This window comes from Chryseobacterium vietnamense, assembly GCF_031454475.1.
GTDB lineage: Bacteria > Bacteroidota > Bacteroidia > Flavobacteriales > Weeksellaceae > Chryseobacterium > Chryseobacterium vietnamense.
In genome coordinates, this window is the sequence record NZ_JAVDQX010000005.1 from 34,320 (window position 1) to 57,421 (window position 23,102).

Consider the following 23,102-nt stretch of genomic DNA (forward strand, 5'->3'; position numbering starts at 1 on the left):
CTAATCCAAAAACTCTCCGGAAACATAATACCAGCGTTCATGCATCTTCTGAAAAACAGAAAACTCATGATGAACTTGCGGATGACCGTCCTGATCCGTATAATAAGCTTTAAATTCTACGTGGTTTAAAGCAGGAGTACGGATGATTTCCAATTTTGTCCACTGGTTGATTTCTCCCCATTCCTGAAGATCTTTTTTATTGTGGTATTTTCTTTTTCCCGGAAGAGTAGTCTCCATCAGATATTGACCATTCGGAATGGCAAAAGCAGAAAATCTTGAGCGCATCAGAGCTTCAGCTGTGGGAGCATGTTTTTCTCCGGTATGATAAGGTTTACAGCATTCCTCGTAGGATTTCCCTGAACAGCATGGACAGTCCATATATTGTATTTAAAATTTGAAATGCAAAAATAATCAATATCAATAGAAACGGCTTTAGCCCGTTAAAAAATAAAGAAATAAAAATCCATTGGCTTTAGCCGAAACATAAAAAAGAAGCACTCTAATTAAAGAATGCTTCCTGTTATTTATTTAATAAACCCTCTGTTTCTCAATAAAGGTTTGATATCCGGATCGTGTCCTGTAAAATCTCTGAATGCCTGGTTCAGGTCTACAGAATTTCCTACAGAAAGAATATATTTTCTGAAACGGTCACCATTTTCTCTGGTTAAGCCTCCATTCTTACTGATCCATTCCCATGCATCGTTATCCAAAGTTTCAGACCATAAATAAGCATAGTATCCTGCAGAATATCCACCTCCCCAGATATGGGCAAAATAAGGAGTGTGATATCTCGGCGGAACCGTTGCCAAATTGAATCCATGGCTTGCCAAAGACTGTTTTTCAAAATCTAAAACAGGAATAAACTGACTTTCATTGCTTACTGTATGCCAATCCATATCAAGTTCAGCTGCAGAAACCAATTCAGTAGTCATATAACCCTGGTTGAAAGTAGATGCTTTTTTAATCTTGTCTACCAAAGCCTGTGGAATAGGCTGTTTGGTTTCATAATGTACAGCATAATTCTTCAGAACAACAGGATCTAAAGCCCAGTGCTCATTGATCTGAGATGGAAATTCCACAAAGTCTCTCGGTACATTTGTTCCTGAAAGTGAAGGGTATTTCTGGCTGGCAAACATTCCGTGAATAGAGTGACCAAATTCATGGAAGATGGTTGATACATCATCATAGCTTATTAATGAAGGTTTCCCAGGAGCTGGTTTCTGATAATTGTAACAGTTAACGATTACAGGTTTTGTTCCCAGTAAATAAGACTGTTCTACAAAATTACTCATCCATGCACCACCATTTTTAGAATCTCTTGTATAGAAATCCAGGTAGTAAATGGCAATAGATTTCCCATCATGATCGAAAACCTCATACGTTACTACATCAGGATGGTAAACAGGAAGATCTGTTCTCTTTTTGAAAGTCAGTCCGTAGAATTTTTCAGCGGCAAAGAAAACTCCTTTTTCAAGAACGGTTGTAATTTCAAAATAAGGTTTTATTTCACTTTCATCAAGATCAAACTTAGCTTTTCTTACCTGTTCAGCATAGAAATTCCAGTCCCATGGCTCTACTTTGAAGCCTCCTTTTTGCTGGTCGATAAGATCCTGGATATCTTTTGCTTCACGTCTTGCAGTTTCCACTGCCGGAGTAGCAATCTGGTTCATTAGTTTGGTAGCAGCTTCAGGTGTTTTTGCCATCTGATCCTGAAGTTTCCACTCAGCGAAGTTTTTCTTTCCTAAGATCTGCGCTTTCTTCAATCTCAGTTTGGCAAGTTGTTCTATCGTTGATCTTGTATCATTAGCATCACCTTTTTCAGCTCTTGTCCACGAAGCTTTGAATAGCTTTTCTCTGGTAGCTCTGTTTTTTAAATTTTGTAAAAGAGGCTGCTGTGTGGTATTTTGTAAAGCCAGAAGATATTTTCCCGGTTGACCTGCTGTTTTGGCATCAGCTGCTGCTGCAGCAATTTCATCAGCAGAAAGTCCATCCAGTTCTTTTGCATCAGAAAAGAAAACTCCACCCTGCTTTCTTGCTTCCAGTAATTTATTGGAATATTGGGTAGAAAGTGAAGCCAGTTCCTGGTTGAGCTGCTTTAATTTTTCTTTATCCGCTGCAGAAAGATTAGCACCTGCAATTTCAAAGTTCTGCTTATAATATTGTACCAGTCTTTTGCTTTCGGAATCAAGACCATCTTCTTTGATGGATTGTATTCTTTTATAAAGATTTTCATTCAGGTACAGTTTGTCAGAATGTGCGGCAAAAATAGGAGCATATTCTTCATCTAAAGCCTGTAATGTAGGATTCGTATTAGCACTGGTAAGATTTGAAAATACAATTTGTGCTCTTCTCAGTACTTCACCGCTTTTTTCCAATGCAACGATGGTATTTTCAAAAGTAGGGGCAGCCGGATTATTGGCAATTTTTATAATTTCAGCTTCGTGTTGCTTTAAACCGTAGTTAAAAGCAGGTTTGAAGTGCTCATTTTTAATTTTGTCAAACTCCGGAGCTTCGTACTGAAGCTTGCTCTTCTTCATAAAAGGATTTGAAGATAAAGAGGGATCAGGTGCTGGAAGCTCCTGTTGAATATCGGTCTGTTTCATTGTAGTACAAGATTGATTGAACGCCAAGGCAGAAATTAATAATACCGATGAAATATTCTTCATAAATATAGTTGTTATTAAAGCATAAAGATATTAAAAACTTGCATCATAGAATGTATTTTGGCAAACGTATTTCTTTAAGCCATTTTGCGGGTATTCTACAATGAATCAGTTAACTAGCTGAAGACCTGAAAAGTCTTTCCAAATAATCTCTCTTGCAGACCATTACAGTATTTTCAAATGTAATGTAATATTTTTTATAAATTAGTTGTTATTTAAATAAAGAAATCAACAAAAAATTAACAAAAGGAATAAGCATGAAAACAAGGACTTTATTTATTTTTTCAGCCTTAGTGGCTTTAGCCTCATGTAATGATAAACATGAGAACAGAAACAGAGACAGAGAAGAAGACAGGGGTAATTGGGTAGAGAAGGTAGTGAGTAAGGAAAGCGGCCCGATACAGCATAAAGAATTTAATGGTGATTTTGATGAAATTCAGGTTTCACAGGCCATTGAAGCAGAGGTTATAAAATCTGAAACAGAAAGAGTAGAAATCTCAGCACCTCAAGGTATCATTGATGAAATTCTTGTAGATAACGATGGGGGAAAATTACATATTCATTATAAGCCGGGGATCAGAGTGATGAATATCAGCAAAGTAACAGCGAAGATCTATGCAAAAGACTTTAAGAAACTCCTTGCCGATTCAGCAGCGAGAATTGTTGTAAAAGATAAATTTACTCAGGAGAAAGCTGAGATCGAAGCATCAAGTGCAGGAAGTGTTTCCGGAGATCTCGAAGCTAATGATATGGATATCAATGTAAGCAGCAGCAGTAGTTTTGATGGAAAAATATGGGCGGTAAACCTTGATGTTGAATCTTCATCAGGATCAACCCTGGATCTTTCAGGAAAAGCAAAAAAAGTAGAGATAAGTGCTTCTTCGGGAAGCAGTGTTTCAGCTAAAAATGTTATTGCTGAGGATGTAGAAGCAGATGCTTCCAGCGGAGCAAGTGTTCACATAAGTGCTGTTTCCAGTGTGAAAGCAGGTGCTTCATCCGGTGGAAGTGTGGATATCTCGAAAAAAGGTGAGCTTAAGAATGTGATAAAAGAAGAAAGCAGCGGAGGAAGCGTAAACATCCAGTAAATTAATCCTGAGATTCTTCCTCATCTTCTTCATCAACTGATGAGGATCCTTCCCAGTTTTTATTATCGAAATTAAGATTATCATAAGCCAATAAATCCTCCTCTCGCTGGAGGATTTCTTTTGTGGTAAACAGAGTAATATCTTCATCATTTTCCTTCATTTTTGCCAGCTTCCTGATTGACGCTTTATCAATAGCCATAAATCTTTGGCCAAGACGTCTTGCGGCATATTTTCTCATTCCGGTTTCATGAAGTACATCTACAGCCATATCTACTGCTGTTCCCAGTGTTTCACGGTAGATGTGATTGACCCCGCTGTTCAGATAATCATAAGCATCAATTCTGTTTTTTGCTCTTACAAAAATTTTCACATTGGGATAATGTTCACGGACAAGTTCTGCAATAAATTTATTATCATCCGGATCATCCAGGCATAAAACCAGAATTTCAGCATCTTCAATTCCTGCAGCTCTTAAAATAGGAATCCTGGTAGCGTCCCCATAATATACTTTAAAACCATAGCTTCTGAGCAGTTTCACACGGTCGGAATCCCGGTCCAAAACCGTAGCGGATATTTTATTGGCTTTTAAAAGACGTCCTACAGTACTTCCAAAATGCCCAAAACCTACAATAATAATTTTCTTTTGAGCAACATCGCTATCGAGAATATTATAATCATGATCTGTCTCGGGAATTTCTTTAATGAATTTTGGAGTAATCAGTCTGTCGTTGATGATAAGCAGGATAGGAGTAATACACATCGTAATTGCTGTTACCGCCATCATTTGGGCATTCATCTCCGGGCCTAAAAGATAAAGATCCGAGGCATAATTAAGCAGTACAAATGCAAATTCCCCGACCTGAGAAAGAGCAAATGCATAAAAAAGACTTTGGGGAGTGTCTATCCTGAAAAATTTTCCAATGGTATATAAAACCACAAACTTTACGGCCAGCACAGCAAAAACAGTACTGAAGATAAATAAGGGATCTTTCTGAATAATATTAAAATTAATGGTTGATCCTACGCTGACGAAAAAGACAGCCAGTAAAAGCCCTTTGAACGGATCAATCTGCGCTTCCAGCTCATGGCGGAATTCACTGTTGGCAAGCATTACTCCTGCCAGGAAAGCACCCAAAGCAGGTGAAAGGCCAATCACCACCATTAGCTCTGATACACCAATAACAAGAAATAACGAAGAAGCAGTCAGGAGTTCTGTCATTCCCGATTTTGAAACATAACGCAGGAAAGGGACAAAGACATATCTGCCCAGCAGAATAAGCAATGCAACTCCAAAAATTACAGTTCCGGCCTGAAGCCATTCCGGAAGTTTTTGAATCAGAATCTGGATTTCATTATCGTGATGTTTGGCTTTATAATTGGCTAGAATAGGCAATATTGCTAAAATAGGAATCACTGAAATATCCTGAAACAGAAGGGTAGAAAATGAAGCTTCTCCGGCGGTAGTTTTGAGATTGTTTTTTTCCTGTAAAGTCTGCAGAACAATGGCAGTAGAAGATAATGCAAAACACATGGCAATGGCAATCGCTTTGTCTACTCTCCAGCCTACGCTTGTGAATACCAGGAAAAGCAGAAGAATGGTAAGAGCCATCTGAGATAGTCCAAGACCCATTATTTTCTTTCTCATTTCCCAGAACTTCCGGGGCTCCAGTTCTAATCCTACCAAAAATAAAAGCATGATAACGCCAAATTCGCTGGCATGCATAATATCATTGACATTGTTTCCTGTAAGTTTAAGGACATAAGGCCCTATGAGGATTCCTCCCAGAATATAACCGATTACAGAACTCAACCCTAATTTCCTTGCCAATGGAACCATGATAATGGCTACACCGAGGAAAATTAATGTGTTCATCGCTAAGCTGGATTCCATATGCTATTGATTGAGTAGTTCTGTGAATTCTTTTTTATGTAAAATAATTTCTTTTTTAGAGAGCTTGTTAGCTTCGTATACAATTTTAATATGCTTAATATCTGCTTTGAAAACCCTTAATGAAACAATAAGCCCGCTGATCAGTTCATCTATGGTATATTGATAGGTTCCTGTTTTACTGAAAGATCTTTCTTTTCCTCCAGTCGTTATCAGGATATAGACTTCTTTGCCTTCCAGGGGATTATGTTCACCTTCTTTCAGCCAGTCTCTGTCAAAAACTTCATCAATCCATAATCTGAGGAGTGGCGGCATGCCGAACCATATCAGGGGAAACTGGAAGATAAAACGCTCATAGTTTTTAAGGCGTTTTCTTTCCCGGAAAGCAGCGATATGAAAGTCGGGGTATTCTTCGTAAAGATCTCTCAGGGTATAATGCTGGTGTCGAACGTAGAAATTGATGAGCTCAACATTCGAATTGGAGTGCTCCAGATAAGGGTGTGCAAATACTACCAGCGTCTTCTTCATAATCCTGTTTTCCGTAAATATAGTGAAAAAATATTGAATAAAAGGTGGTTTTTATGAGGTTTTATTAACTTTTTAACACCTAAATGTCAATTTAATATTAATAAAAGGTAAAGAATCGGTGTTATTTTAGATTTTTAAATAAAAAAATCAGATCATAATGATCTGATTTTATATCAATTTTGAAATGTTAATTTTTACCAACCTCCGGATGCACCGCCTCCTCCAAAACTTCCACCGCCGCCGAAACCTCCAAAGCCGCCGCCACCGCCGCCAGAACTTCCTCCGCCAAAGCCGCCTCCTCCGAAGCTGCCAGGGAATGGGAAGAAACCACCGGGATAATTTCTGCGTCCTCTTCTGGTGATGATCACATCATCATCGTCGTCATTATTTCCACCACGCCCGCCGCCTCTGTTACCAAATAAGATAGCAATGATGATGAAAATAATAAAAGCTATGATAAGAACTTTAAAGGCACTTCCATTGCCGGAAGGAGCCGTAGTAGCTACAGGTTTGAATTTCCCCTCAACAGCTTCCATAATCGCTGAGGTTCCACCGTTGATCCCTTCATACCAAAGTCCCTTCTTAAAATTTGGGGTAACAATATAATCTAAGATCTGTCCGGCTACTGAAGCGGTAAGGTATTGTTCTACAGCACGTCCCTGCTGTATAGACATCGTTCTGTCTTCCGTTGCAATAAGAAAGACAACTCCGTTATCAACTCCTTTTTTTCCGATTTTCCATTTCTCGCCAAACATGGTTGCCAGAAAGTTGACATCTTCTCCTTTGGTGGATCGGATAATCACTACTTCGATTTCTGTTGAGGTAGAATCTGCAAACTTGATCAGTTTATGATTAAGTGCATCTTTTTCCTGCTGAGAAAGCAATCCGGCTTCATCAAAAACAGGATAAAGCACTGCAGGTTTTTCGGGAATGGTGTATTGTGCTGATACAAAAGTGTAAAAGCAGAGTAGTAAAAATGAAAATACTATTTTAAGAGAACGTAATTTCATTTGGGAGTTGGTTTGGGTTTTCTCCTTCTACAGGAAAATGTTTTTTGAGTTCAAGTCCTGTTTCCAGGATGGCACTTTTCAGGGCCTGATAATAATTTCCTTTGGCAAATTCGGCGGTGATATAATCGTGAAGATGATCCCAGTAAGATTGTTTTACTTTTTCATGAATGCCGATATCTCCAATGATGGTAAGATATTTCTGTTCAAAGTTAACATGGAAAAGCACGGCATTTCTGTCTGCAGTTTTATCCATAGCCAGTTTTTTGAAAACTTCAAATGCTGTCTTGGCATCCCGGTTTTCAGTATTGGAATCAATATGCACTCTGATCTCTCCTGTAGAATGATCTTCCGCAGACTGAATCGCTTCCACAAGGGAAGCGATCTGTTGATTTGTTAGGAAATTACCCATTATTATTTGAATACTTCAGGGGCTTTCTGAGCACCTGCATCAGCTTTGAAATAAGGTTTTTCTTTGAAATTGGTGAAATTCGCCAGAATATTATTCGGGAAAGTCTTGATGGAAGTATTATAATCCTTTGCAGCATCATTATAATAAACAGTTTCAGTTCTGATACTGTTTTCGATCGCAGTGTATTCTCTTTGGAAATTGATATACTGCTGGTCAGCTTTTAAGTTAGGATAAGACTCTACCACGGCCATCAATCTGCTTAATGCACCGGATAATTCTCCCTGTGCTGCCTGGAATTTAGCCAGATCAGCTTCGGTCATATTCGTAGGGTCAATATTGATAGAAGTTGCTTTGGAACGGGCTTCCACAACCTGAGTTAAAGTTTCCTGCTCAAATTTTGAATACGATTTTACAGTTCTTTCCAGGTTAGGAATGAGGTTCGCTCTTTTCTGATATACAGTCTCTACATTAGACCATTTTGCATTCACAGTCTGTTCTTTGTTCACAAAATTGTTATAGCCGCTTTTTCCCCAGAAGAATAAAACAGCAACAATAATAAGGAGGGCGATACCAATGGTTCCTGCACCCAGACATCCTTTATTTTTCATAGTTTATTTTTTTAAATTTTTTGTGCTAACCAAATATACAAATTATGTGCTAATTTTGTAAAAAATTATTTGAATGACAACAATAGTGGTGGCAATGGGAGAGAAAAATGAAATTGGTTTTGAAAACCAGTTGCTTTGGCATCTTCCCAAAGATTTGAAACATTTTAAAGATATTACTTCCGGGCATCCTGTAATCATGGGCAGAAAAACATATGAAAGTATTGGGAAAGCCCTTCCGAACCGTACCAACATTGTTGTGTCAAGAAAGAAAGACTGGTTCGAAGAAGGAATTCTTATCGTAGGAAGCATTAAAGAAGCATTGAAATTTGCTAAAAAAATTGATGAAGAAGTTTTTGTAATTGGTGGTGGAAACATCTACGAGCAGACTATGGATGTTGTGGACAGGCTTGAAGTGACTTTGGTGAAAGCAGATCTTCAGGCTGATACATTCTTTCCTAAAATAGATCCGAAAATCTGGAAAATGACCAACGAAATCTGCCATGAGAAAGATGAAAAGAATGGCTATGATTTCTGTTTCCAGACGTTTGAAAAAATCAAAAACGAAGCGTAGAACCAATAGTCAATTTTTGTTTCGCAAAGTAAATTGTGAATTTCTTGCAGTTCCAAAGTTAATAAGCGTAGCGAATTGACCATTCACCATTGACTTTTTGAACTTTAAGCCTTAAATTTATTATCTTTGCACTTCTAAAATTTAATAATGAATAAATACATAAAAATTGCAGTAGCAGCAGTCCTTATTTTACTGGGACTTTATATGATGTTCTTCACGAGAAATCTTGGGTGGGGTATTGTTGTTTTCCTATTGGCTGCATTTCCAATCTTACTATTCTTTAAAAACGAATATATCTTGTTGGCATTCTGGCAATTGAGAAAACAAAATATGGAGAAAGCCGGAGAATGGTTATCCAAAATAACAGATTATAAAGGACAGCTTCATAAGACTCAATACGGATATTTCCATTATTTATCAGGATTGACACAAGCTCAGGATCATCCTGCAAAAGTAGAACCTTTCATGAAAAAAGCATTGGAATATGGTTTGAATATGAAACACGACAGAGCAATGGCTACTTTAAATCTTGCAGCAGCCGCTATTTCTAAAGGAAGAAAACAGGAAGGGCAGAAATTGCTGGAAGAAGCAAAAAGACTGGACAGTGCAGGAATGATGACTGATCAGATCAAAATGATGAAAGATCAGTTGAAAATGCCAACCATGCAGAAGCATATGCATAACCCGAATATGAGAAACAGAGGAAAATTCTTCTAGTCAACCTAACATATACTATAAAAGTCCTGAATTTTCAGGACTTTTTTGTTTTTTAATATTGGATTTAAATGGGTTTAAATTACATTTCCGAATTATTATGGTCGTAGCCATAAAATTTAGGCATCTGCCAATGATATTTTACAGCAAGTGTCCGTATGGCAACAATAAGGAGAATGGTGAGAATCTGTACAAAAGTATAGGAAAGTACAGAATATTTGGTCATTAACAGAAATACTGCTCCTCCCACAATACAGGCCGTAGCATAAATTTCCTTTCTGAAAATCAAAGGAATCCTGTTGAGTAATATATCTCTGATAATACCACCGAAACAACCCGTAATCGTTCCCAATGCAATACAGATCATGGGATGGATTCCTGCATTCAAACCTTTTTGTACACCAATTATGGTAAATAATCCGAGCCCGAAGCTGTCGAAGATAAATAAAGTTACTTTAAAGTTTTTTTCAAGAGATTTGAAAATCATTGAAAAAATACTGGTCACCAGAATCAGGGTACACATCAGAATATCATGCATCCAGAAAACAGGGATGTCAAGCAGCAGGTCTCTTACAGTTCCTCCTCCTACAGAAGTTACAAATGCAATAATAAGCACCCCGAACGGATCAAGCCGTTTCTGCATCGCTGCAAAACTTCCCGACATGGAAAAGGCAATGGTCCCAAGGACTTCTATTGCAAAATTGAACTGTTCGTGCATATATAATTATAAATGATTGTTGATAAATGATAATTGATGAATGATTTCTGCTTAAGCAAATTCTTGGCCATTATATCAATTATCATTTATCGCTCATCAATTATATTTTTTTACCGCTCCACTCTCACGGATTCAGGAACCAGTAGTTCGTATTCACCTCCATGGTTAAGGATTTCTCTTACAATACTGCTGCTGATGAAAGATTTTCCGGAAGAAGTCAGTAAGAATACTGTTTCCAGTTTTTTGTGGGCTAAAGTTCTGTTGGTATGGGCAATTGCTTTTTCAAACTCGAAATCAGCCGGATTCCTCAGTCCTCTGATGATGTATTGTGCGTTTTTTTCAAAACAGTAATCAACGGTTAGCCCTTCAAAATAATCTACTTCCACATTGGGGAATTCTGCAACAGAATTCTGGATAAATTCCATTCTTTTTTCAAGAGGGAACATATATTTTTTCTGAGAGTTTTGCCCGATAGCGATAATTAATTTATCAAATAGCGGTGCCGCTCTTTCTATAATATCGTAATGTCCTAGTGTAATCGGATCAAAAGACCCTGGGAAAACAGCAATTTTCATGTTGTACGAGTTATGATTTTGAGTCGTGAATAACAGGTGAAGTTTTAAGTTGATTTTACTTCTGACCTGTCATTTCTAATCTTTGATTATTTATTAAGTGCTTTTTCTACTTCATTTCCACACAGATCCATAATGGAAATTCCATAATGTTTTGCCTGTTGAGGAAGAATACTTGCAGGAGAGAATCCAGGGTTCGTATTCATTTCCAACATATAAGGAATTCCGTTCATCAGAATGTATTCACTTCTTGAAAAACCACTCATTCCTAAAGAATTATAAGCTCTTTTCGCAATTTCTTCCACTCTTTTTGTGGTTTCTTCATCAATTCTTGCAGGTGTAATTTCTTCTGAAGCTCCTTCGTATTTTGCTTCATAATCGAAAAACTCATTGGTAGGAACAATTTCTGTAATTCCTAATACAATGGTTTCGCCTTTAAAATCAATAACTCCTACGGAAACTTCCATACCGTCAAGGAAGCTCTCTATCAGGATTTCATTATCTTCTTTGAATGCAATTTCAGTAGCAGCAATCAGTTCAGATTTTTCTTTTACTTTGGAAATTCCCAGTGAAGATCCGGATTGGTTAGGTTTTACAAATAATGGAAGGTTGAGTTCTGATACAATTTCGTCCACATTGATGTCTTCACCTTTTCTTAAATAAATACTTTTAGCAGATGGAATTCCGTATTTTGACAATACGGCAAGAGTATCTTTTTTATTGAAAGTAAGGGCACTCTGGTAAAAATCACAACCTGTATATTTTTGACCGATGGCATCCCAGTATGCCTGAAGGATTCCGTTCTCTCCGGGAGTTCCGTGGATGATATTGAAACAAACATCAAATTTTAAAGTTTCTCCATTATCTAAAGCCACAGAAAAATCTCCTCTGTTGATGGCATATTTTGTATCATTTTCACCTAAAAAATACCATTCATCTTTAAGGACTACTACTTTATATACGTCATAGAGATTTCTGTCTAAAGAATCATAAATTAATTGTCCGCTTTTTAAAGAAACAACATATTCATCAGAATAGCCTCCCATTACTACGGCAACACTTTTTTTATTCATAACCATATAGTATCAATTAAGGCAAATTTAATCATTTTATGTAATGCAATACGGGAAATCGGCAAATTTTAAAATCAAAAATGAATTGTGTTAAATAAAAAGTCCATTCTAAAATTATTAGCTATATTTGCGGTTATAATTAAAGTATTTTTAAGTATGCTTAAATCACTTTTCAATTGGAAAGTTTTACTGAATTTAGTAGTAGCCATCGGTGTTTTCGTTGGGCTGGTATGGCTCACATTTCGCTGGTTGGAGTACCATACTAACCACGGTCAGGAAATTCCTGTTCCCAATATTGTAAATAAATCGGTACATGATGCCGTTAAAATATTAGATGATACAGGGCTGGAATATGAAGTAGACAGTGCCAATTACGACCCGAAATACAGACCATTCCAGGTATTGCAGGTATATCCTGCACCAGGTTCCCGTGTAAAAGACGGAAGAACCGTAACGCTTAAAGTAAATCCGAGAACATGGGCTCCTATTGCGGTGCCGAATGTAATTAATAAATATTCCGGACTGGCCTTCCAGAGATTGGATCAGGTAGGACTTAAAATCGGTGATACAATTTATGAGCCTAGTATTCAGAAAGATGCTCTTTTAAGAATATTATATAAAGGTAATGCTGTGAACCCAGGTACCCGTTTGCCAAGATTCTCTACGATTGATGTTGTGGTAGGTTCCGGGCCGATGAGAAATATCTCTATTCCGAATGTTGTGGGACTTACAGTAAAAGAAGCAAGAGCTGTAATTACCAAGAGTATGTTTGAGGTAGGGCTGGTAGAACACGAAGATGGAAGTAAAGATGAATCTGATATTATTTATTATCAGGATCCTGCTTCCGGAGATGTTCGTGATCAGGGAATGCAGATTGACCTTTGGGCGAGTAAGAAAACTCCCGCAGAATTAAGAGCAAAAGTAGAGCAGTTGAATTCTATCTATCGTATGAAAGTGGATACTTCACTTCCTCCGGTACGATATGAAGAAGTGCACAATGAGCCAAGTTATGAAGCTCCCGTAGTACCAACTCCGGCTCCAAGAAGGGAGACACCAAAACCTGAAGTACCGAAAACTGAGACTCCAAAGCCTCAGACAACAACTTCTAAACCTGCAGGTCAAAGTACAGAGAAGCCTAAAACTTCTACCACTACTCCTGCGACAGGAAGTACAGCTAAACCAGCTGCTTCAACAACAACACAGCAGCCTGCGCAAAAGCCGAAAGCTAAGAAGGTTGTCGTAGAATAAAATCAGATTAATATCAAAAATACAGGCTTCAACTGCAAAATGTTGAAGCCTTTTGTGTAAAAAAATAAAACAATGTCAGAAGATAACGAAGATTTTTTAGATGAAGAATTATTAGATTCCAACAGTATTGAAAATATCGATATTGACGAGGAAAATAAGGGTTTGTATGAACATCTTAATATCACTGTTGACAGCAAGCAGGAACCCTTAAGAATAGATAAGTTCCTATTAATATACAGACAGAATTCTTCAAGAAATAAAATTTCACAGACCTGCAGAGCCGGAAATGTGATAGTGAATGGAACTGCAGTAAAGCAGAATTACCGTGTAAAACCGGGAGATCAGATTTCAGTGTTGCTTACCCATCCTCCAAGAGAGAATGTTATTATTCCACAAGATATTCCTGTGAACATCGTTTATGAAGATGATGATCTTGTAGTAGTGGATAAGGAAGCGGGAATGGTGGTACATCCAGGGTTTGGAAACTGGGATGGAACATTGGTAAATGCTCTGGCTTTTCATTTTGAAAAGAACGGTGAAAAATCTGATCTTGACCGAGTAGGGCTTGTCCACAGAATTGATAAAGATACATCAGGGCTATTGGTGATTGCCAAGAATGAATATGCATTGAGTTTTCTTGCAAAGCAATTCTTTAACCGAACTACAAAGAGACTCTACTGGGCTTTTGTGTGGGGCAATATGCAGGACGAAGAAGGTACCATCAGAGGGCATATCGGAAGGCATCCTAAAAACAGAATGCAGATGTCTGTTTATGAAGATGGCAGCCAGGGTAAACATGCAGTAACCCATTATAAAGTTCTTGAAAGATTCAAATATATGACGTGGGTGGAATGTAAACTGGAGACGGGAAGAACCCATCAGATTAGAGCGCATTTCAGACATATCGGTCATACTTTGTTTAATGATGAAAGATATGAAGGACATACGCCTTTAAGAGGGGTAAATCTTCCAAAATACAAGCAGTTTATTAAAAATGTTTTTGAAATTTTGCCAAGACATGCCCTTCATGCACATACCCTAGGATTTATACACCCAACAACAAAAAAGGAATTATATTTTGAGAGCCCAATGCCCAAAGATATGGCGGATGCTGTAAAAAAATGGAGAAATTATTTAGAAAACTAAAAATATATTGAGATTTTTTTTATATTTGTTGAATTGAAATCAAGATTTGTTATGAGAAAACTATATGCTATCGTATGTTTAGCTCTTTTGTCAAATGCATACAAAGCACAAGAATCACTACCATACTATCAGCAATATCTTTTGGATGGTGAGTTCCTGTTCAACCCAGCTCAATACGGAAAAACAGATTACGTACAGCTCAACGCCAATTATCAACAACAATTTTCAAAATTCAGTAATTCTCCGAATGTTCAGTCAATCGGGATTAATGCGAATATCTTTGATAGAGTAGGTGCTGGTATTTCCGTGTTCAGAGACAGTAACGGACCGATCTCTGCGGGTGGTATCACGGCTGGTGCTTCATATTTTATTCCGCTAAGTAGTGAAGGAGACAGAAAAGACCAGTTCTCTTTCGGTACAAGTGTTAACTTCTATAACATGAATTTTGATTATTCAAAAATCAATACTGAAGAAGGTGGTGACCCATTATTGAGAGGTGAAGAAAGTAACATCTTTATGGTGTATGCAAACTTCGGTTTGGCAGCTACCTACAGAGGTTTATTCGGGGGTGTTTCCGTAAATGATATCGCATTAAGTAATGATGCTTCTATCGTAAACAACTACGAGCCTTCTCCAATTAAATTCTTCTTAAACTTAGGATACAACTGGAACATTGCTGATAATATTACATTGGCACCTTCAGCATTAATCAACCTTAATACAAATTCAACGAGAATGATAGACTGGAACCTAATGGCTACATTCTCTAATGATATTAACGCATTCTCTTTCGGGGTAAGCTACAGAACGGTTCAGAACAGATTTGATAATCAGAACCTGAGTATCTCTCCAATTGTAAAAGTAAGATTCAACAAATTCATGATTGGAGCTACTTATAACCTTGGATTATCTGATATCCAGAGCTATGGTGGAAACAGCTTCATGATTGGTCTGGGGTATAACTTCGACAACTTTATTAATGCTAGAGGATTTAGATATTAATTAATTTAATTTAAATAAATTTGAGCTCTGAAATTTTTCAGGGCTTTTTTTATGATTTATATTCACATTCCATTCTGTAAACAAAAATGCAGTTACTGTAACTTTCATTTTTCAACATCCCTGAATTTCAAGGATGAAATGCTTCGCGCCATGAAAACTGAAATACTATTGAGAAAAGATGAGTTACAGAATAAAAATCTCAAATCTCTGTATTTTGGAGGCGGAACTCCTTCTATTCTTTCGGTAGATGAGATCAGTTCTTTAATAGATGAAATTTTGCAGCATTTCAGTTTTGAAAATGATATTGAAGTCACTTTGGAAGCCAATCCTGATGATCTGGACAAAAATTTCCTGAAACAGCTGGCAGGAACACCAGTGAACAGACTGTCCATTGGTACTCAAAGCTTTTTTGAAGAAGATCTGAAGTTGATGAACAGAGCTCACAGTGCCTCCGAGGCGGAAAGCTCTATCAAACGTGCACAGGACTTCGGTTTTGAAAATCTAAGTATTGATCTGATCTATGGTTCACCCACTTCCAATCTTGAGATCTGGAAAGAAAATCTGAATAAAACCATCGCTCTGGAAGTTCCGCATATTTCATCTTATGCATTGACAGTAGAACCCAAAACGGCTTTGGAAAACTGGATCTCAAAAGGAAAAGTAAAAAGTCCTAAAGAAGAAGAACAAAACAAAGAATTCTATTATTTATCCGACTTTTTAAAAGACAACGGTTTTGAGCATTATGAAGTTTCCAATTTTGCTAAACCTGGCTTTTACTCCCGCCACAATTCTGCCTATTGGAAGTATCAGGAATATCTTGGGATAGGGCCATCAGCACATTCGTATAACGGATTCGATGTCCGAAGCTGGAATGTAGCTAATAATCAGCAATACATTAAAAAACTAAATGATAAATTGCTGGCTAAAGAGGAAGAAATCCTTTCCAAGGAAGATCAGTTTAATGAAATGATTATGATTGGCTTGCGGACCATTTGGGGCGTTGATCTGCAAAGTTTACAAAACAAATTTTCAGAGAGAATGCTGGAACATTTTCAGGGAGAAATAAAACCGAAAATAGAAGAAGGTATTTTAATTATTGAAAATGATCATTTGAAAATTCCTGAAAAGCATTGGTTTATGGCAGACGGAATTGCTTCGGATTTATTTATTGTATAGCATTTTGATGTATATGATATACCATAAATTCACTATTTTTGTATAAAATTTCAGCTCATTTGAAAACTAAAAAACAAGATTATTCACATCTTTCACCAGGCCAGCCTATCGGAATTTTTGATAGTGGAGTGGGAGGTCTTACCGTTGCCAAAGAAATTAAAAGACTTCTGCCTCACGAAGACCTTATTTACTTTGGAGATACAAAGCACCTTCCTTACGGAGAAAAATCCAAGGAAGCAATTATTGAATATTCTACAAAGATCACCAATTTTCTGCTGGAGCAGAATTGTAAAGCTATTGTAATTGCCTGTAATACGGCAACAGCTAATGCTTTAAATGAAGTGATGCAGTCTGTTGCGGGAAAAGTACCTGTCATAGACGTTATTAATCCTGTTGCTGAAAAAGTATCTTATGAAATTCACAATAATGTAGGCGTTATTGCTACCAAAGCAACCGTGAATTCCGGGTTATATAAAAAGAGCATCAGAAAGCACAATAAGTGGATCAAAGTGGATGAACTGGCAACACCATTACTGGTTCCTGCCATTGAAGAAGGATTTAAAAACCATCCGATTACCCATGCTATTATTTATAATTATTTAAGTAACAGTAAATTAAAAAATATTGAAACTTTGATTCTGGGCTGTACCCATTATCCTCTTTTAATAGATGAAATCAAGCAATATTACGGAAACAGGGTCCGTGTAATAGATTCTCCGAATATTGTTGCCAATCATTTAAAAATCATCCTGGATAAGTACAACCTTTTAAATGATAACAATCACCAGCCGAATTATCATTTCTACCTTTCAGATCTTACCAAGAATTTTGAAAAGATCTCCAAGAAGTTCTTCGGAAAAACAATTGATTTAGAATTGAAAGTATTATAAATAAAGAGTCTGCCTCACATCGAAGCAGACTTTTTTATTAGTGTCCTTTGTGAAAGAGATTGTGAAATTTGTGTTTATGTTACGCCTCCACAATTACTTTTTCAGCATTCAGCCTCTTCTTGGGATTAAACTTTGGCTGATTGGCATCTGCTTCATCTCTTTTCCCGATAGCTACGGCAAATAAGGTTTCATAGTTTTCATTATTCAGAACAGCATCATAACCATCAGGTTCAATTCCTTCCATTGGAGTGGAATCTATTCCCATCGCTGCACAGGCAGACAAAAGTACGCCTAGAGATAAATATACCTGATGCCCGAGCCATGATTTTATAGCATCTTCTCCCTTTGGTTTTACCATAGTACGGTAATAATTAACAGCGCCTTCCGGTAGATTTTCTTCAATTTGTTTTTCAAAGTTTTCAATGTTTTTGATCACCTGAAAAACAATAACATGACTACTATCCAGTACTTTTTCTTTATTAAAATAAGATTTTTCACCCAATTGCTTTTTTATTTCATTATCATTTACGAAAATAAAATTCCATGGCTGGCTGTTAATAGATGACGGGCTTAAATTTAAAATCTCCTGAAGCGCTGCAATTTGTTCTTCACTGATTTTTCCCTGTGGATTATACTTTTTTACAGTATATCTGTTTTTCATTTTGTCTAAAAAGTTCATAATTTTATACTATCATTTTTATAGTTACAAAAGTAATTTAAGTTTATTAACTTTGCAATAACGGTAAAAAATGATAGTATAAAATGTATACAATAGATAATAAATCCTATCCCTGCTGTACCAGCGTTACGATGAAATTTATCGGAGGGAAATGGAAAGCAGTAATTTTACACCACCTCATTGGAGGAGCTAAGCGTTATAATGAAATAAGAAAATCCATTCCTACCATCACGGAAAGAACATTGAGTTTACAGCTAAAGCAATTGGAGGAAGACGGAATTGTTGACAGAAAAGTTTTTACAGAAAAACCTCCTTTAGTGGTAGAATATGAATTAACGGACTTTGGAAAGACGCTTTTACCTGTTTTGGAAGCTATAACAAAATGGGGAGAAGAATCTCCGGTCATTTCAAAAAAAATAATCAGGAATTAAAGTTCCTGATTATCTTCTTTATTGGGTTCAAAAAAACTGAAACTTACGTTTCCGTATTTTCTGGTATCTATTAAATTGGGATGGTCGAGCTTCATACGGCTTTGGTGCTCTACAATCAGAACGCCGTTTTCCTTCAGGTATTTATTGTTTAAAACCAGAGAAATCAGCTCATAATATTTTTTCTCTTCCATTTCAAAGGGAGCATCAGAGAAAACAATTTCAAAAGATTTATTATTTCTGAATTTTTTAAGCCAGTCAAAGACATCCCCTCTCTGTACATTGATCTGAAGGGCCATATCTAGCTCAGAGGCAGTGGAGTTGATAAATGCGGTGTGTTTTGGATTCAGCTCTACAGAAGTAACATTCTGACAGCCTCGTGAAGCAAATTCAAAGGTAATAGAACCAATTCCTGCAAAAAGATCAAGCACAGAAATCGACTGCATATCATATTTGTTTTCCAGAATGCTGAATAATGCCTCTTTCGCAAAATCGGTGGTAGGTCTTACTTCAAAGTTTTTTGGAGCGGCAATTTTCTTGGCTTTCCATTTGCCTGATATTATTCTGAACATATTTTTCTTAGGGTTTAGGTAATAGATTATAGGTGGCTGGTAATTATGTCCGGGAACTGATCCCTAATACCTGCGGCCTGTAACCTAGTTGAGTATAAAATTCTTATTGGGAATATTGTCAAAGACAATTTTCAGATTTTTAACAAATTTCTGAAGTTCGGAAATAAACGTTTCATTTTCCGTAGTTTCTCCGTAAGCATAAAAGCTGGTTTCATTGATTCCGAAACCTATCTTACTTAGTGTAAACATAACGAAATAAAGGAAATCTACTTCGGAGTTGACATCCAGGTTATTATAAAGAATGATTTTCTTATTATCAATTGCAAAAAACTCACATTGGTTGTGATAAAGATTGATGTGAATTTCCTTATTGGTTTTATTATTGATCGCACTTAGAAACTTTTCTCCGGAGAAATTAAAATGAACTGGTACTGCCAGCTCTTTTATTTTCTTATAATAGTTTTTTGGGAAAGTATAATAAAACTGAATATTGAATTTTTTATTGATAGAAAGCATCAGCTCTTCCTTTTCTCTGTCAGTTGGAGCGTTGAAAGCAATCAGATCAAAACCTGCATCATGCTCAGAAAAACCTTCCGGCATCAGGGTAAAGTGGTTAAATGCTGAAATCACATGGATTTCGTCATAGCGCTGCTTTAAAAGAACTTCATCCAGCTTTTGATCAATAAGATTGGCTGGTGTCTCTTCAGTAACGAAATAAGACTTTTCCTCCAGAATGTTTTTGTTTTTAACAATCTGGCAGATCAATCCGTCTTTGGTAAAAAGTAAATTAAGTACGTTCATATTTCAATTCCTGCAAATTTAGTGAAATTCTACCATTACCGCACCCGATTGATGGTGAAGTATTTCCTTATTATAAAAATCAATATTTACCTGGCTTTCCAGCACATCCCGAACCATCCTCTGTAAAGTCCCATCACCAATGCCATGAACAATTTCCAGTCTCTTCAGGTTGTTCTTCCTGCAAAACTCAATCACTTCAATCAGTTTTTCCTTCTGTATAAACAATCTTTCAAAGCTGTCATAGTCATTGGGATTCTTTACCAAATTATGAAAATGCAGATCTAAAACCAAATGATTTTTCTGGTGTTTCTTAGAAATAATTTTTTTAGGCTCTGCCTTTCTGACGATTCTGATATTTTCATAGAGATCCGAATCTTTAGGAACCAGTTTTTCTTTAGGATATTGATGGGTAAAGCCATATTCATCTTTAAAAACGACAATATTTCCCTTCACGGATGTAATTACTCCGCTTAAATCTTCATCTACTACCGAAATCTTATCGCCGATCTTCATAATTTTAAGACTTGTCTAATCCAATATTTCTGCAAAGGTAAAAACTAAAACGGATAGAAGACAAACTTCTTTACCCTCAAACACTCATACTCCCTAGCACTTTCACTCATCATACTCTCGGTCCCAGTTCAATCACTTCCAGATCTTTGATTTCCTCACCGTCCACCACAAAGCGCATCATCGTTCTCACTTTATGCCAACCCTGTTTTCCGCAGGCGCCGGGATTCAGATGAAGCAGACCGTTTTTCTCGTCATACATAGCTTTCAAAATATGAGAGTGCCCTGAAATAAATAATTTCGGAGCCTTTTCTGCAATTTCTTTTTTAGTAAGTGGAGTATATTTTCCCGGATATCCTCCAATGTGAATCATCAGAACTTCCAGTTTTTCACAAAAAAATCGGTTCACCTCCGGAAATTCAGCCTGAATTTTGGCATTATCAATATTTCCGTAAACGCCCTTCAGAGGTTTTATTTTTTCAAGCTGTTCAATAACATCCAGGCTTCCGAAATCTCCGCAATGCCATACTTCATCGGCCTGAGAAGCATATTCCAGAATTCTGTCATCAATATAAGAATGAGAGTCGGAAAGGAGAAGAACTTTTGTCATGTACTGCCATTTTTAAGAGTGCAAATATAAAGAAGCTTTTATCAATTCATAAGAGATCCTAATCAGTAATATTTTTTGTTTTTCTGATTGAATCCAGTTTCTTTTCAATATCCGCACTGAAAACCTTTTTTAATTTCAGCTGATTTTCCGTAAGCTTTGAAATAACAAAAGTGCCGGTCATATTGGTATTGGAAGGAAAAATTAGAGTAACTGTAGAGTCTGAAGCTTTTTTCCAGTTCCCGATATAGCGGTCTGGTTTTTCATTTTTCTTAGTAACAGGTTCTTCCAGGGTATCATATCTTAAGGTAGATTTAATGAGATTTCCCGTAATTTTTCCGTTTTTCTGAAATCTGATTCCTTCTCTTCTTGCCTCAAAGCCATCCTGTTTTTCATAGGTATAAATATAAGTATCCATTTTATTGAGATTCCAGGTTTGTAAAAGCAGAGGATTGGCAGTTCTGTCCTGGGCTTTGGTACCACTGATAGCGAAAAGAGAAAATATACAGATACAAATAGACTTGTTCATAAATACAATTGATTTATAGTAAAGTTTTAGCACTGCTAAAATTAGCATCGCTTAATATTTAGTAAATTTGGGAAAATTAAAATAAACAATGAAACAGAAACTTTCTTTTTTCATTTTTCTTTTGACCGTAGGATTGGCCAATGCGCAGGTTGAAGAAAAAAAGCTGGATGAACTGATCCAAAATACCCTGAAAACCTTTGATGTACCAGGAATGTCAGTGGGAATTGTAAAAGATGGTAAAGTAACCTATTCTAAAGGCTTTGGAGTACGTTCTCTTACGACTAAGCAGCCTATGGACGATAATACACTAGTGGGAATTGCTTCCAACTCAAAAGGTTTTACTTGTGTGGCATTAGCCATCTTAGCAGATGAGGGAAAACTGAACTGGGATGATAAAGTTTCAAAATATATTCCTGAGTTTCAAATGTACGATCCTTACGTTTCTCAAAATGTTACCATTAAAGATCTTATTACGCACAGAGCAGGATTAGGACTTGGGCAGGGTGATCTTATGTTTTTTCCTGAAGGAGGCAGTATGACTGTGAACGATATTGTTCGTAACGTAAGATATTTAAAGCCAGAAAATCCTTTCAGAACAAAACTGGATTATAACAATATTATGTTTATTGTGGCTGGAGAAGTGATTCACAGAATTTCCGGATTAAGCTGGGCAGAATTTATTGAGCAAAGAATCATGAAGCCGGTAGGAATGACTTCAAGTTTCGGAAGCTACAACAGAGCAAAAGCTACAGCTAATAAAATTGATGCACATGCTCCTGTGGATGGAAAAGCGATTGCTGTTCCTCACGACTGGAACGAAACGGCTAATGCTGCCGGGGGAATCATGAGTAATATCAAAGATATGACCACATGGGCTGAATGTCTGCTCAATAATTTCATCACTAAGGATGGAAAAAAATTAGTTTCCGATAAAAATGCCCAACAATTGTGGAGCTTACAGATCCCTGACAGAGTAGCCGCTAAAAACCCTTATGATACAAGTTTCTATGGATATGGTTTAGGGTGGTTCCTGAGTGATGTTAAAGGACATAAACAGGTACAGCATACTGGTGGATTGATTGGAACTGTTACACAGTTTACGTTAATTCCGGATATGAAACTGGGAATTGTTGTATTGACGAACCAACAATCTGGAGCAGCTTTCAATACCATTACCAATACCGTGAAAGATTCTTATCTTGGGGTAGCAGATAGAAACTGGCTAAAAACCTATGGGGACAGAATGTCTAAAATGGAAGCTGAATTCAATAAGCAGAAGAAAGATGCTTTTGCAACATCAGAAGCATTTAAAAAAGAAAAATCACTTCAGCCAAAAGCAGAACAGTTTACAGGAACTTACAATGATGTTTGGTTTGGTGATGTAGAAATTGCTCAGCAGGGAAATACTTATAGAATTTCATGTAAAAACTCTCCAAGATTAAAAGGCGAATTACTTCCATACTCTAATAATTCTTTTATTATCAAATGGGACGACAGAAGCTATGATGCGGATGCTTATATTATTTTCAGCTACGACGAAAACGGAAAGGCAGAATCTGCAAAATTGAAGGCGATTTCTGATGTAACGGATTTCAGTTTTGATTTTGATGATCTGGATTTGAAGAAGAAATAAAAGCGGAATCACGTAAGATATTTCATAGAGAACGGGCTTGGG

General features: G+C 36.8%; 26 protein-coding genes. 10 read left to right on the forward strand and 16 right to left on the reverse strand.

The genetic code is table 11. The features are described from left to right. The gene (locus J2786_RS18550; protein ID WP_047428519.1) at positions 1-378 is read right to left on the reverse strand and encodes a YchJ family protein; all 378 of its coding nucleotides are present in this window, start codon (positions 376-378) and stop codon (positions 1-3) included. Positions 379-524: 146 nt separating this feature from the next. Then, positions 525-2,666 carry a M3 family metallopeptidase gene (locus tag J2786_RS18555; protein WP_047428516.1) on the reverse strand — a complete coding sequence of 714 codons (2,142 nt, stop codon included), beginning with the start codon at positions 2,664-2,666 and terminating at the stop codon, positions 525-527. 254 nt (positions 2,667-2,920) lie between these two features. Here J2786_RS18555 and J2786_RS18560 point away from each other — a divergent pair, with 254 nt between their 5' ends. Further along, positions 2,921-3,748, forward strand: coding sequence for a head GIN domain-containing protein (locus J2786_RS18560; protein ID WP_047428513.1), 828 nt, complete (start codon positions 2,921-2,923; stop codon positions 3,746-3,748). 1 nt (position 3,749) lies between these two features. Here the strand turns inward: J2786_RS18560 and J2786_RS18565 are convergent, their stop codons facing one another. The 5 genes from J2786_RS18565 to J2786_RS18585 all read right to left on the reverse strand — a co-directional run bounded on the left by J2786_RS18565 (position 3,750) and on the right by J2786_RS18585 (position 8,191). Next, positions 3,750-5,639, reverse strand: a complete 1,890-nt coding sequence (locus tag J2786_RS18565) for a monovalent cation:proton antiporter-2 (CPA2) family protein (protein WP_047428510.1) — start codon at positions 5,637-5,639, stop codon at positions 3,750-3,752. 3 nt (positions 5,640-5,642) lie between these two features. Continuing rightward, positions 5,643-6,164: an NAD(P)H-dependent oxidoreductase gene (locus J2786_RS18570; RefSeq protein ID WP_047428507.1), complete on the reverse strand. Its 522-nt coding sequence runs from the start codon at positions 6,162-6,164 to the stop codon at positions 5,643-5,645. A gap of 194 nt (positions 6,165-6,358) precedes the next feature. Next, positions 6,359-7,174 (reverse strand): TPM domain-containing protein, encoded by an 816-nt coding sequence (locus tag J2786_RS18575; protein WP_047428504.1) that lies wholly within the window; start codon positions 7,172-7,174, stop codon positions 6,359-6,361. After that, complete coding sequence (locus tag J2786_RS18580) at positions 7,155-7,583, reverse strand: TPM domain-containing protein (protein ID WP_310026295.1); 429 nt, start codon at positions 7,581-7,583, stop codon at positions 7,155-7,157. Before J2786_RS18580 ends, J2786_RS18575 begins: the two co-directional genes overlap by 20 nt. A 2-nt stretch (positions 7,584-7,585) precedes the next feature. After that, positions 7,586-8,191 (reverse strand): LemA family protein, encoded by a 606-nt coding sequence (locus J2786_RS18585; protein WP_047428498.1) that lies wholly within the window; start codon positions 8,189-8,191, stop codon positions 7,586-7,588. Between the two features lie 73 nt (positions 8,192-8,264). Between J2786_RS18585 and J2786_RS18590 the strand changes: the two genes are divergently transcribed. Further along, complete coding sequence (locus J2786_RS18590) at positions 8,265-8,762, forward strand: dihydrofolate reductase (RefSeq protein WP_047428494.1); 498 nt, start codon at positions 8,265-8,267, stop codon at positions 8,760-8,762. Positions 8,763-8,909: 147 nt separating this feature from the next. Further along, entirely contained in the window at positions 8,910-9,479 is a 570-nt protein-coding gene (locus J2786_RS18595) for a membrane protein (protein ID WP_047428490.1), read from the forward strand. A gap of 79 nt (positions 9,480-9,558) precedes the next feature. Here the strand turns inward: J2786_RS18595 and J2786_RS18600 are convergent, their stop codons facing one another. From J2786_RS18600 to J2786_RS18610, 3 genes are all read right to left on the reverse strand, one after another. Next, entirely contained in the window at positions 9,559-10,194 is a 636-nt protein-coding gene (locus J2786_RS18600) for a trimeric intracellular cation channel family protein (protein ID WP_047428487.1), read from the reverse strand. Between the two features lie 110 nt (positions 10,195-10,304). Next, on the reverse strand, positions 10,305-10,769 hold the full coding sequence (gene coaD / locus J2786_RS18605) for a pantetheine-phosphate adenylyltransferase (protein WP_047428484.1): 465 nt from the start codon (positions 10,767-10,769) through the stop codon (positions 10,305-10,307). An 86-nt stretch (positions 10,770-10,855) separates the two neighbouring features. Further along, complete coding sequence (locus tag J2786_RS18610) at positions 10,856-11,839, reverse strand: D-alanine--D-alanine ligase (protein ID WP_047428678.1); 984 nt, start codon at positions 11,837-11,839, stop codon at positions 10,856-10,858. A gap of 156 nt (positions 11,840-11,995) precedes the next feature. On the opposite strand from J2786_RS18610, the gene J2786_RS18615 reads away from it, so the two are divergent. From J2786_RS18615 to murI, 5 genes are all read left to right on the forward strand, one after another. Continuing rightward, positions 11,996-13,087: a PASTA domain-containing protein gene (locus tag J2786_RS18615; RefSeq protein ID WP_047428481.1), complete on the forward strand. Its 1,092-nt coding sequence runs from the start codon at positions 11,996-11,998 to the stop codon at positions 13,085-13,087. A gap of 72 nt (positions 13,088-13,159) precedes the next feature. Continuing rightward, a complete protein-coding gene (locus J2786_RS18620) occupies positions 13,160-14,233 on the forward strand; it encodes an RluA family pseudouridine synthase (protein ID WP_047428477.1) in 1,074 nt (357 codons plus the stop codon). A 51-nt stretch (positions 14,234-14,284) separates the two neighbouring features. Next, positions 14,285-15,235: a PorP/SprF family type IX secretion system membrane protein gene (locus J2786_RS18625; protein WP_047428474.1), complete on the forward strand. Its 951-nt coding sequence runs from the start codon at positions 14,285-14,287 to the stop codon at positions 15,233-15,235. A gap of 51 nt (positions 15,236-15,286) precedes the next feature. After that, complete coding sequence (gene hemW, locus J2786_RS18630) at positions 15,287-16,411, forward strand: radical SAM family heme chaperone HemW (protein ID WP_082001917.1); 1,125 nt, start codon at positions 15,287-15,289, stop codon at positions 16,409-16,411. A gap of 59 nt (positions 16,412-16,470) precedes the next feature. Beyond that, positions 16,471-17,301, forward strand: a complete 831-nt coding sequence (gene murI, locus J2786_RS18635; RefSeq protein ID WP_047428674.1) for a glutamate racemase — start codon at positions 16,471-16,473, stop codon at positions 17,299-17,301. A gap of 79 nt (positions 17,302-17,380) precedes the next feature. Here murI and J2786_RS18640 read toward each other — a convergent pair whose 3' ends face one another. After that, a complete protein-coding gene (locus J2786_RS18640) occupies positions 17,381-17,980 on the reverse strand; it encodes a nitroreductase family protein (RefSeq protein ID WP_047428466.1) in 600 nt (199 codons plus the stop codon). A gap of 83 nt (positions 17,981-18,063) precedes the next feature. Between J2786_RS18640 and J2786_RS18645 the strand changes: the two genes are divergently transcribed. Next, positions 18,064-18,411 carry a winged helix-turn-helix transcriptional regulator gene (locus J2786_RS18645; RefSeq protein WP_034693356.1) on the forward strand — a complete coding sequence of 116 codons (348 nt, stop codon included), beginning with the start codon at positions 18,064-18,066 and terminating at the stop codon, positions 18,409-18,411. On the opposite strand, the gene J2786_RS18650 is transcribed toward J2786_RS18645, so the two are convergent. From J2786_RS18650 to J2786_RS18670, 5 genes are all read right to left on the reverse strand, one after another. Beyond that, positions 18,408-18,980: an RsmD family RNA methyltransferase gene (locus J2786_RS18650; RefSeq protein ID WP_047428461.1), complete on the reverse strand. Its 573-nt coding sequence runs from the start codon at positions 18,978-18,980 to the stop codon at positions 18,408-18,410. The two genes, J2786_RS18645 and J2786_RS18650, sit on opposite strands and share 4 nt — an antisense overlap. Positions 18,981-19,064: 84 nt before the next feature. Next, positions 19,065-19,781, reverse strand: a complete 717-nt coding sequence (locus J2786_RS18655) for a DUF3822 family protein (protein ID WP_047428458.1) — start codon at positions 19,779-19,781, stop codon at positions 19,065-19,067. An 18-nt stretch (positions 19,782-19,799) separates the two neighbouring features. Further along, on the reverse strand, positions 19,800-20,294 hold the full coding sequence (locus J2786_RS18660; RefSeq protein ID WP_047428455.1) for a DUF8465 domain-containing protein: 495 nt from the start codon (positions 20,292-20,294) through the stop codon (positions 19,800-19,802). A 109-nt stretch (positions 20,295-20,403) separates the two neighbouring features. Further along, positions 20,404-20,901 (reverse strand): metallophosphoesterase family protein, encoded by a 498-nt coding sequence (locus J2786_RS18665; protein WP_047428453.1) that lies wholly within the window; start codon positions 20,899-20,901, stop codon positions 20,404-20,406. 58 nt (positions 20,902-20,959) lie between these two features. Continuing rightward, positions 20,960-21,427 (reverse strand): hypothetical protein, encoded by a 468-nt coding sequence (locus J2786_RS18670; protein ID WP_047428451.1) that lies wholly within the window; start codon positions 21,425-21,427, stop codon positions 20,960-20,962. Between the two features lie 88 nt (positions 21,428-21,515). On the opposite strand from J2786_RS18670, the gene J2786_RS18675 reads away from it, so the two are divergent. Further along, entirely contained in the window at positions 21,516-23,060 is a 1,545-nt protein-coding gene (locus J2786_RS18675) for a serine hydrolase (RefSeq protein WP_047428448.1), read from the forward strand. Positions 23,061-23,102: the final 42 nt, after the last annotated feature.